The sequence below is a fragment of the Streptomyces sp. NPDC101219 genome (assembly GCF_044767675.1).
Lineage (GTDB): Bacteria > Actinomycetota > Actinomycetes > Streptomycetales > Streptomycetaceae > Streptomyces.
The window spans coordinates 32,958-44,403 of the sequence record NZ_JBIWOK010000022.1 but is presented as its reverse complement, the minus strand read 5'-3'; the positions used below and the strand labels follow the sequence as shown (position 1 = coordinate 44,403).

The window sequence follows — 11,446 nt, the reverse complement described above, 5'->3', positions numbered from 1 at the left end:
CGGTCCGGCTGGTGTAGGGGCGGGTGACGGTGGCGGTGCCGCCTGCCAGGGTGGCGGTGGCGGGGCTGGTGCCGTCACCGAAGTCGAAGGTGACGCTGCCGGTGGGGGTGCCCGCTCCCGGGGCGACGGGCGCGACGGCCGCGGTGAACGTGACCGGCTCGCCGACCACCGACGCACCCGGCGCCGCGGCCACAGCCGTCGTGGTCAGCGCCCGGCGCACCCCGTGGATGTCCGTGCCGGTGGAGCCGGCGAAGTCCGCATCCCCGTCATAGGTGAGGGTGACCGTGTACGGACTGCCCACGGCACTCGGGTAGATGTGGCCGGTTGTGGCGACCGCGTCGGTCAGGGGCAGGACCTGGGGGGCGGTGCCGTCACCGAAGTCGAAGGTGACGGTGCCGGTGGGGGTGCCCGCTCCCGGGGCGGCGGCCACGACGGTGGCGGTGAACGTGACCGGCTCGCCGGCCACGGAGGGATTCGGAACGGACTCCAGTGCGGTGGTGGTCGATGCCCGGCCCACGGTGTGGGTGTGCGTCGCGGTGGAGCCGGCGAAGTCTGCATCGTCGTCGTAGGTGGCCCTGACCGTGTAGGGGCTGCCGCCCTGGGTGGCGTAGGCATGGGTGATCACCGCCGTGCCGTCCAGGACGGGGGCGGCGGTGAGTGGCGCACCGTCACCGAAGTCGAAGACCACCGTTCCCGTCGGGGTGCCCGCTCCGGGGAGGCCGGGGACGACGGTGGCGGTGAAGGTGACCGGCTCGCCCACCACGGACGGCTCGGGCGAGGAGATGACCGCGACGGTCGTGGGGGCCGGGTGCACGGTCTGCACGTCGTATCCGGCGGAGGAGCTCAGCGCCTCGTTGTCGCTGGTGTAGACGGCGATGACCGGGTAGGGGCTGCCGGTGCCGGAGGTGTAGGCGTGGCTGACGGTGGCCGTCCCGTCCGACAAGGTGACCGGGGTCTGCGGGGTGCCGTCGCCGAAGTCGAAGGTGACCGTGCCGGTGGGGGTGCCCGCGCCGGGGCCGGCGGGGGCGACGGTGGCGGTGAAGGTGACGGTCTGCCAGGTCGTCGACGGGTCCGGCGAGGAGGTCACCGTCGTGGTGGTGGCCAGGACGTCGGCCGCCACCCGGTGGGTGCGGACGTCGGTGGAGGAGACGTAGTCGGCGTCGCCGCTGTAGAAGGCGGTGATCGTGTAGGTGCCGTCGCCGGCCGGGTAGGTGTGGGTGGCCGTGGCGATGCCGTCCACGAGGGGCTGCTCGACGGCCGGTGTGCCGTCGCCGAAGTCGAGGGTCACTGTGCCCGTCGGCCGCCCGGCGCCGGGGGCCGCCACGATGACCCGCGCCGTGACGGACACCGGCCCGTCGGGACTGGACGGCTCCGGGCTGGAGACGACGGTGGTCGCGGTGGGCGCCGGTGCCACCGCCTGTTCGGCGGAGTCCGACGACGGTGCGAAGTGATGGCTGCCGCTGTAGGCGGCGGTGACCGTGTACGGGCCGGAGCCGCTGCCGGTGTAGGTGTGTGCCGCGGTCGCCGCCCCGTCCGTCACCACGGCGGTGACGGGGACGGATCCGTCCCCGAAGTCGAACCAGACCGTACCCGTCGGCGTCCCCGTCCCCGTCCCGGTGCCGGCAGGGGCCACCGCCGCCGTGAAGGTCACCTGCTCGCCCACGACGGGCAGTTCGGGTGCGGACGTCAGCGTGGTGGTCGTCGGCGGGTCGGCATAGGTGTAGGAGGGGCCGCGCGCGACGCCGCCCAGCGTGGTCACCACGACAGGGACCGTGGTGACGGCTCCGGGAGGGGCGGGGGGAGCGGGCGGCACGGTGAGGGTGAGCCGGCCGTCGGAGAGCACGGTCGGATACACGCTCGTGGTGCCCAGGCGTACTTCCTGCGTGGTGTACAGGCCGATGCCGGTGAGGGTGAGGGTGCTGCCTCCCGCCGTGTCACCGAAGGCGGGCGCCACGGCCCGGATCCGCGGGGGCTGCAGGTAGTAGAACGTGCCGATCGTGCGGGTGACGCCGGCGGCGGTGACCGTGACCGGGGCCGCGCCGGTGCCCGCCGGAGCGACGACGGTGAGGGTGGTGTCGTCCACCACGGTGAAAAAGGCGGCCGGGCGGTCTGCGAACAGGACGCGTGTGGTGCCGAGGAAACCCCGTCCGGACAGCACGACCGCGCTGCCACCCCCGGTGGGCCCCTGGTCGGGAGAGACCGGTACCGGGATGTTCAGCACGCCGACCGTGCCGCCGGCGGTGTCGGCCACGTAGAGGTGGCGGCTGTCTTTGGTGACGGCCAGGCCGGTCGACGCGCCCAGCCCGGTGACCTTGGCGGCCCGCGTGTTGGTGGCCAGGTTGATCGCCGTGAGGGCACCGGAGCCGCTCTCGGTGACGTAGGCCAGGGCCCCGCGGGGGCCCATGGCCAGCGAAAGGGGGGCGTCGAAGCCGCCGATCACCGTGGCGACGCCGTGCGTGGTGGTGTCCACCACGCCGACCGTCCCGGCCTCCTGGTCGGCGACGTACAGGCGCTGGCCGTCCGGGGTGACGGCCAGGCCGTGCGGCCGGGCGAAACCGCCGATCGTGTCGATGACCGTGTCCGATCCGGTGTCGATGACCGTGACCGTGCCGTCGCCGGAGCCGCTGACGTAGGCCCGGGAGGTCTCCGGGGAGAGGGCCACCTCATACGGGACGCCGCCGACCGCCACGCTCGTCGCGACGGTGCGTGTGGCGGTGTCCAGCACGACGAGGCGGTCTGTGTCCTGGCTGACGACGTAGGCGCGAGTGCCGTCAAGGGAGAACGCGATGCCGGCCGGCGAGGAGATGCCCCCGATCGTCGCGGTGACGGTGTTCGTGGCGGTGTCGATCACACTGACCGTTCCGGAAGCGGAGTTGCCCACGTAGGCCTTTGTCCCGGCGGGATCGACGGCGACACCCCACGCGCCGGATCCCACCGGGATGACGGCGGTGGCGGAACGCGTGCCGGTGTCCACGGCGGTGACCGTGTCCGAGCCGGAATTCGTCACGTATCCCGTACGGCCGAGACGGCCCAGAGCGATCCGTGCGGGGCCGGCGCCCACCGGGATGACGGCGATCGGGGCGGCGGGGAGCGTGGCGGTCACGGCACGCGTGCGCAGAAGCAGATCGACGGACAAGAGCAGCTCCCTCTCCTCGGGACGGCCCTTGCCGGGTGGCCCTGCCCCTTCAAGGCCCGGACGGGCCGTGGTGGGCGGGCAGGTGACGGGGCGCCGTGCCAGGGCCGGCACCACGGCGCCCCGTCGCGCGAGGGAGGGATCAGATGCCGGGGCCGGCGACGTAGGTGAAGGCGTCGTCCGCCGTGGCCGACCCCGCCGGGTTGGTCACCACCACGTCGACCGGACCCTCGGTACCGGGCGGGGTGACCGCCGACAGCGTGCCGGCGTTGATCACCGAGAACGGTGCCGGGGTCCCGCCGAAGGTGACCGAGTCCGTGGCGTCGAGGTTGGTGCCGGTGATCGTCACCGCCGTGCCGCCCGAGGCCGGTCCCGACGTCGGGGTGACCGTCCCGATCGTCGGAGAGCCGACGTAGGTGTAGGTCAGACCGTTGTTGGTGCCCCCGGCGGTGGTCACGCTCACCCCTACCGGGCCGGCCACCGCACCCGGGGGCACGGTGACGCTGAGCGAACTGTCGGAGTTCACCGTCGGGTTGGCGGTGACGCCGCCGAACGACACGCTGGTCGCCGTGGACAGACCGGTTCCGGTGAGGGTGATGGTGTTGCCGCCCGCCAGCGGACCGGACGTGGTGCCCAGGGACGACTTGAACGGGGCGCCGACGTAGAAGAACGGCACCGGGTTGCTGGTCCCGCCCGGAGTCGTCACCGTGACCCCGACACTGCCGGTGCCGGACGGGGAGACGGCGGTGACCTGCGTCGGTGAGACCTGAGTGACGGCGGTGGCCGGCTTGTTGCCGAACTTCACCGCGCTGGTGTCGGACAGGTTGGTACCCGTGATGGTCACCAGCGTGCCGCCACCGGTGGAACCCTGGTTCGGAGAGATGGGCATGACGGAACTCCTCGCTCGGTTTTTCAAGGGACATGACGAGGAACCAGCAGGACCAGCCGACCGCCGCGGAGCGTCACAGGGACAGGGACGGCCAAGCCGTCGACGCCGCGGGGGCAGGGAAAACGAACAGCCTTACAGTCGCGGACGCGACCACACCTCACACAGCGTCCGGCGTCTCCTGTGGGCACGGAGAAAACCGGCAGCAGCTGCCTCTGAACGTTCCCCCGGCACGGGATGGGCAGCCCGCCGGTTCACACTCTCAGTGACCCACACGCCCAACCGGGCGACAAGAGCCACCCCCTCCCAATCACCCGAACGAGGTAGCCCCCGCGCTACGGGTGTGACACGGGAGCAGACCTGAGGAACAACGCCCGTACGGGGAAGACGCCGCCGTGACCTGCAAAGAACCACTCAGGACACAGGCGGCCGGCCTCGCCTGACTCCCCACGGGCCCTCGGTTAACGACCGCCGGGGCCGACCGTCACGAGGCCCGCCGGGGCACCGGGCCGCCAGCAGAGCGGCCAGGACCACGTGCCCCCCGGGCGGGGTGACGGGGCGGCAGGGCGAGGGTGAGGTGACGCACGCCGGCCCGGTCGGCGCTGCCGACAGCGGCAGCGCGGCCGAACCCCGCCGGCACGTCGATCAAGATGCCGCTCGTGGCGGCCGCAACCTGTTTCGCCCCTGCCCGCGGTCCGCGGCCGCCCGGGGGCACGCGGACCTCAGCGTCGGCGGATGCCGCCGGCATCGGACGGCCGCCTGGACGGAGGCCCATCCACAAAGACCAAGCCCAGGGCGTGGAGTTGCGGCTTCGACCATGCGTGCACCAAGAACACCCGCAGCGGGCCGGGATCGGCGAAGGTCTACCGCTGGTACCTCGGGGACTTCGAGGACACCCTGATACGCGTGGGCAACCGCAGGTACGGGCTTGAGCACATCAAGCGCGGCGGCTCCACCGGCAACAAGGGCAACCACCCCTGCAACGGCTACGCCATGCGCCTGTGGGACAAGGCCCTCAACAACGTCGCCGAAGGCAGCAAGGGAAACGGCGTACTGGCCGTGCGCGTCGGGGCGGATCCTCGCGGCGACGATGCCGGCGGTGCTGTTCCCGCCCGGCAGCGGCGGCCCGGCCCCTTCCCGGGGACTTGCGGCGGCCACCTCCCGGCGTTCCACTGGAGGAGTGAGGCACGGGCCGGGCAGCGTCCGGCTCGTGGGCGTCCCGGTGTCATGAAGGAGCCCCGCCATGGCGGAACCGACCGCCGTACCGTCCCCCGTGGACGCGGCCTACGTCGAGCCGTCGGCCGAGGAGGTGCTGGCTCCCGGACTGAAGGTGGGCGACCTGTTCCACCGCAACATGACCCAGCCGTACGTGCTGCAACGGCTGTCGGAACGGGCGTGGTGGGTGCAGTCGTTCAACTACGGCACCGTCTTCCACGTCGGCGAGCACGGCGTGCTGGTGATGGACACTCTGGAGGGCGTCTACGACAACATCGCCCAGGCGATCGCCTCCGTCACCGACAAGCCGGTCACGGCGGCCGTCTACCCGCATTACCACGCCGACCACATCGGGGACATCGCCCGGTACGTCGACGCCGCCCGGCGGGCCGGACAACCACTGCGGATCATCGCCAGTTCCAAGAGCGTGCAGGCCATGGAGCTGAGCCACAGTTCCTTCCCCGGGGCCACCGACGTACTCGACTGGCCGCGGGGCGAGTTCGGCTTCGAGGACATCACCGTGGAGCTGCACGGCTTCGAATGGGCCGCCCACACCGACGACCACGCGGCCTGGCTCTTCACCCAGGACCGCATCCTGCACTCCCCGGACCTGATCAACCCCGACCAGCCGCCGTTCTGGCGGTTCGCCGGCAACGAGCGGTTCCACTGGCACGAGGACAACCTCCGCCAGATCTACGACCTGGGCTGGGACCACCTCTCCGGCAGCCACGGCAACGTGGGCACCCGGGTCGACATCGACTTCGAGCTGGCCTTCGTCGCCGACCTCAAGGAGGCCGTCGGCAACGCGATGGCCGCGCACCCCTTCAGCAGCTTCGTCGACCCGGCCGCCCGGGCCCACACCGGCTTCCTGGCCAGCTTCTTCGCCACCGTCTCCCGCGAGGCCACGGACGCGCTGAAGCCGAAGTACGGCCGGCTGTACGGCTACGAGGAAGCGACCCTGCCCAACGCCGAGATGGTGGCCTGGGCGATGTACGAGTACCGGTGAGGAGACCCGCCATGGCGGATGCGTCGACCGAGCGTGAGATCACCGCTGCCCTCGTGCGGGAGAAGGGATCTTTCGAACTGGGCCCGGTCCTTCTCGGCCCTCCGCGCGACGACGAGATCGTCGTGCGCATCGTCGCCACCGGCCTGTGCCACACCGACCTGGTGGTGCGGGACCAGGTGTATCCCGTCCCGCTGCCCGTCGTCCTGGGGCACGAGGGCGCCGGCGTCGTGGAGGCCGTGGGCGCGGCGGTGGAGAAGGTCGTGCCCGGGGACCACGTCGCGGTCAGCTTCCTGCCGTGCGGCCGCTGCCGTCCCTGTTTCGACGGATCACCGGCGAGCTGCGCCAACTTCAACGCCGTCAACTTCGCCGGCCAACGCCCCGACGGTTCCCACGCCTTGCGGCCCGCCGACGGCGGCGGCATCCTCCACGACCGGTTCTTCGGCCAGTCGTCCTTCGCCACCCACGCCGTCACCAACGAACGCAACACCGTCAAGGTGCGCCCCGACGCCCCGCTGGAACTCCTCGGCCCCCTCGGCTGCGGCATCCAGACCGGCGCCGGAACGGTGCTGCGCGCACTGAGCGTCGGGGTGGGTTCCACCTTCGCCGTGATGGGCGCCGGCGCGGTCGGCCTCAGCGCGGTGATGGCCGCACGGGTGGCGGGGGCCACCACCGTCATCGCCGTCGACGTCCTGCCCTCCCGGCTCGAACTCGCCGCCGAGCTGGGCGCCACCCACACCGTCAACGGCCGCGAGCAGGACACCGTGGAGGAGATCCGCCGCATCACCGGTGAAGGTGTCGACTACGCCCTCGACACCACAGGTCTGCCCCCGCTGATCGGCCAGATGGTCGAAGCCCTGCGCCAGCGGGGGACCGCAGCCGTACTCGGCGCCTCCGCCGAGGACGCCGTGATCAGTCTTCCGGCCAACACCTTCATGCAGAGCTGCAAGACGCTGATGGGCGTCGTGGAGGGCAACAGCGTCCCCGATGTCTTCGTCCCCCAGCTCCTCGACCTGCACATGCAGGGCCGCTTCCCCTTCGACCGTCTGGTCACCTTCTACGACTTCGACCAGATCAACGAGGCCGCGGCCGATGCCGAAGCGGGCAGGACGGTCAAACCGGTTCTCCGCATCGGCTGAGCGAACGGTCAGCGGCGACGAAGCAGCGTACTGAGCTGCCCGCGCCCGCACGCCACGTCGGCGAGGGTGTCTGCACCCGCCAGGGCGGACCGCTCACGCCGGTGCCCGCCGGGTGCGGGAGATGAGGGGCCCGGGGCCTCCTCGGTAGGAGACGCCCGGCATGCGGGCCCCCAATGCGCCACCCGGTCGCACAGAGACCCGACGGGACTCAGCGCTCCGAGCCGATGACGCTTCGCGGCCGGACACTGGCCGACATCGGCAACGGCACCCGGTTCGGCCAGTACGCGGAGGCCGGCCCCAGTGTTCGGCCTCCCGTCGCTCTGCTGCGTGCCGGCGGGATTTTCGCCCTCCACGGCGTCCACCGTCACACCTGTGGCGACTGATGACGAAGCCGACCGGCGAAGACGGACTTCGGCTACTCGTTGTTGACCAGGTACGCCCCCGACGGCACTCTGCTCGCCACCGCAGTCTCGGGGCAGAGCGAGTACCTGCGCCAGGACACCACGTTCGGCGGCCCTACGACCGGATCATGGCCCGGCACAAGGTCAAGCGCCTGCCCGTGGTCGACGGCACGGGTGTGCTGCACGGCGTCGTCAGCCGGTCCGACCTGCTGAACGTGTTCCTCCGGGAGAACCACGACATCGCCGAGGAGATCAGACGTGAGGTCGTCGGAGGCCGGTTCCCGGCCTCCCCGGAGTCGGTCCGGGTGGGTGTGCGCGACGGAGTGGTCACCCTCACCGGCCATGTCCCCGACACATCTGTGACACCGCTCGCGGTGGACTGGTCCGGTCCGCGGAAGGCGTCGTGGACGTGCGCTGCGAGGTGTCGGGGCCGGCGCCGTCGCCCGGCCCTCGACCCGGACTTCGCGGACGGATGACCCACCGCCGGGCAGCGACCGCCGGGGCGTGAGACGGGCACGGCGGGACCCGGGCCGGTGACCTCTGACATCGAGGTCAGGCAGGTCGTCCGTCTGGCCGCATTCGCGGAGCCGGGGCCGAACAGCGTGTCTAGGGTCGGCCGTGGTGATCGACGCCCCGGTGTGGGCGGCCGCCGGATACGCCCGGAGCCGTCGTCAGGCCTGCCCGGGCCCACCGACCTGTCCCAGCCCTGTACTGCGGAAGGAAACTGATGCTGGGTACAACTCGCATGAGACCCGGAGGAAAGACGGAACCCACGTGGCGGTGGTCCGGGATATGGCGGACGCCGCTGCGTATCTGGCCAGCGGTCCTGGTCGCGCTGGCCGTCGCCGTCGTCCCGCTGGCCCTGGCAGCACCCGCGGCCGCCGCCACCGGAACATTCGCCTACGTGACCAACCGCGAGAGCGACAACGTGTCGGTGATCGACACCGCCACCAACACGGTCGTCGACACCATCACGGTCGGTGACGGTCCCGTCGATGTCGCGGTCACTCCCGACGGCACCCGGGCCTACGTCGCCAACATCGGTTCGGACAATGTGTCGGTGATCGACACCGCCACCAACACGGTCGTCGACACCATCACCGTCGGCGACACTCCCGCCGGCATCGCGGTCGCCCCCGACGGGAGCCGGGCCTACGTCGCCAACATCGGTTCGGACAATGTGTCGGTGATCGACACCGCCACCAACACGGTCGTCGACACCGTCTCCGTGGTCGACCCCTTCGCGTTGGCCGTGAGCCCTGACAGCTCCATCGTCTATGTCACGCGCGACGTGGACCCGGGTGAGGTGGTGGTGATCGATGCGGCCACGAACACGGTCATCGACACGATCACCGTCGGTACGTTCCCTGAAGGCGTGGCGTTCGCCCCCGACGGTGCGCGCGCCTACGTCACGAACAACGACGACGATGACGTCTCAGTGATCGACACCGCCACCAACACGGTCGTCGACACCGTCACCGTCGGTGACGGTCCCCTGGGCGTGGCGGTGAGCCCGGACAGCAGCCGTGTGTATGTGGCCAACTTCAGTGCGAGCTCGGTGTCGGTGATCGACGCCGCGACCAACGCGGTCATCGCCACCCCCGCGGTCGGCGCCGTCCCCTTCGACGTGGCGGTGACACCGGACGGCGGCCATGTCTACGTCACCAACCGCAACGACGACAACGTGTCCGTGATCAACACGGCCACGAACACGGTCACGGGCACCGTGACCATCGGCGACGGTCCCCACGGACTCGCGGTCGCCACCGTCTTCGCCACCTCGACGGCCGACTGCCCGGCGGGCAGCGAGATCACCGGCGGCGGCTTCGAGATCTCCGGCCCGGCCCCGGACGACCTCGTCAGCAAACCGGTCGACGACTCCTGGCAGGTGTCCCTCGTCAATCAGAGCGAGGAGAGCATCACCTTCACCCCCTACGCCGTCTGCGCCACTGACACACCCTGAGGTCAGGACGCCGCACGGAACTCCACGCCGACGACTTCCTCGACCGCCCGCACCGCGCGGGCGGCGACGGGTATCAGCGAGGTGTCCCAACGCGCCCGGTGAGGGTGGCGACCACGTCCAAGACCTCCACCCGCAGACCGTCCTGCTTGTGTGGGGAGGAGCGGTCCGACGACCTCCCGGCGGACCTCGTCTCTCACCGAGTCCCGCATGGGCTGCGGGACTGACCTGGGCCGAAGCGGCTGGGGACGGGGCGTGACATCGCCGCCGAAGGCCGACAGCGGCGCAAGCACGACGGGATGGTCGGGTACACGCACGGCCTCCGTTTCCAAACCGCCCGGCACCTCAAGGGGCACCCGGCGACCGCGCCGCAGAACCAGCGTCAGTGGCCTCGGCCAGAAGCGTTCGGCCAACAGGTGCGCTGTCGACCGCTCGGCACTCGACTCGGTCGCCCCTTGACCTGGAAGATGCGCGCGACAGCAGCGGGACCCTCCGCATGGGCGCCCAGACCGTGGACGGTCTCGGTCGGGAAGGCCACCAGCCCTTCGGCCCGCAGCACACTGGCCGCGCACTCGCCGTGGACTTCGACAAGGCGGGGCAGTTCGCCGGCCTGGACGAGGTCGTGGTGAGCGCGAGCGGCAGCGCCTGGATGCGGTGGCCGATGTCTTCACCGCGGTCCCCCGAACTGTCCGTGCCCGTACTGAAGTTCTGCGCTCGGGCGGATGCGTCTCATACGGCGGCACCACCGCAAGCTGGCCCCGGTCAACCGGATCCCGAGGAGGGCGCGCTGGAGTCGGATTCCGACGGTGGACGCAGGTGGTGTCCCGGCCCAGCGCCGATCAGGCCTTCGTGAACACGGGCGAGCGGGACATGGCCTTCGACCTCGAACTGCCCTTCGCCCAGGTGGTCCGCCGGGACGGGACCGAACCAGCAGGATCGGTGACCGCCCTGTCCGACCAGTGAGCCTGGCTGCGCACCACCAGGGAGGCCGGCCTGTGGGTCGGCGACTGGAAGAAGGCTCGGGCTGTCCACCGCACGTCCCTCGACAAGTGGATGCTGACCCGCGGGTCGGAGACGGACGGCACGGTGGGCCACCGCATCCGTGCGTTCCTCTGGGCGAACCGCTGCCCGCGTCTGCCCCGGGCGGGGCGGTCGGTCCTCGGGTGGGCCCACACCACCCGCCGGGTCACCGAGAGTTCATCCACTTGGCCTGCCCCGCGGTCACAACGGTCGCGGCGCCCCGCACGTGCTTCTAGCGTGGGCCACGTCGTCACGTGTGATCCCGCCATTCGGTATGTATTGGCTTTCGGACGCCTGGATTTTCTTGGGCCGAGCCCGGAACGTCGGCGCCGTCGTGGGCTGGACCTCGAAAGTGCGAATCTCGAACCCCTAGGAGCAGAGCATGAATTCTGGCCCCCCCAGACGTTCTCCACTAGGACCGATACCGCGCCGGAGCGGGTGGCTCACCGGTGGAGCGGTTGGGTCGCTCGCCCTTGTTCTCACAGGGCTCGCCGGCTCCGCGCCAGCTGCTGCGGCCGGTTCACCCACCGTCCGGCCGGTCATACAGAGCGCGGCACCCGACCAAGGCGGATGCGAACCCAGCCGGGACCCCGAATGCGAGCACGGCCCCGCCGGACCCACAGGGCCGACTGGGCCCACAGGGCCGACGGGCGACACTGGACCTGAGGGACCCAGCGGGCCGACTGGGG

At 71.2% G+C, this 11,446-nt stretch carries 7 protein-coding genes and 1 pseudogene; 5 read left to right on the top strand and 3 right to left on the bottom strand.

Annotation, left to right across the window (positions count from 1 at the left end):
• Positions 1 to 3,136, bottom strand: a 3,136-nt coding sequence (locus ACIRPP_RS30190; protein WP_403649374.1) for an Ig-like domain repeat protein, incomplete at its 3' end; no start/stop codon positions are given.
• 139 nt (positions 3,137 to 3,275) lie between these two features.
• Complete coding sequence (locus ACIRPP_RS30185) at positions 3,276 to 4,022, bottom strand: IPT/TIG domain-containing protein (protein WP_403649371.1); 747 nt, start codon at positions 4,020 to 4,022, stop codon at positions 3,276 to 3,278.
• Between the two features lie 1,240 nt (positions 4,023 to 5,262).
• Here ACIRPP_RS30185 and ACIRPP_RS30180 point away from each other — a divergent pair.
• The 4 genes from ACIRPP_RS30180 (at position 5,263) to ACIRPP_RS30165 (ending at position 9,740) form a co-directional block, all read left to right on the top strand.
• A complete protein-coding gene (locus tag ACIRPP_RS30180; RefSeq protein ID WP_403649369.1) occupies positions 5,263 to 6,240 on the top strand; it encodes an MBL fold metallo-hydrolase in 978 nt (325 codons plus the stop codon).
• A gap of 11 nt (positions 6,241 to 6,251) precedes the next feature.
• Positions 6,252 to 7,376: an NAD(P)-dependent alcohol dehydrogenase gene (locus ACIRPP_RS30175; protein WP_403649366.1), complete on the top strand. Its 1,125-nt coding sequence runs from the start codon at positions 6,252 to 6,254 to the stop codon at positions 7,374 to 7,376.
• 529 nt (positions 7,377 to 7,905) lie between these two features.
• Complete coding sequence (locus ACIRPP_RS30170; RefSeq protein ID WP_403649363.1) at positions 7,906 to 8,253, top strand: CBS domain-containing protein; 348 nt, start codon at positions 7,906 to 7,908, stop codon at positions 8,251 to 8,253.
• A gap of 269 nt (positions 8,254 to 8,522) precedes the next feature.
• Positions 8,523 to 9,740: a beta-propeller fold lactonase family protein gene (locus ACIRPP_RS30165; protein WP_403649360.1), complete on the top strand. Its 1,218-nt coding sequence runs from the start codon at positions 8,523 to 8,525 to the stop codon at positions 9,738 to 9,740.
• A gap of 182 nt (positions 9,741 to 9,922) precedes the next feature.
• On the opposite strand, the pseudogene ACIRPP_RS30160 reads toward ACIRPP_RS30165, so the two are convergent.
• Positions 9,923 to 10,296, bottom strand: a pseudogene (locus tag ACIRPP_RS30160) (L-threonylcarbamoyladenylate synthase); the annotation flags it as partial.
• Between the two features lie 260 nt (positions 10,297 to 10,556).
• Between ACIRPP_RS30160 and ACIRPP_RS30155 the strand changes: the two are divergent.
• A complete protein-coding gene (locus ACIRPP_RS30155; RefSeq protein WP_403649356.1) occupies positions 10,557 to 10,700 on the top strand; it encodes a hypothetical protein in 144 nt (47 codons plus the stop codon).
• Positions 10,701 to 11,446: the final 746 nt, after the last annotated feature.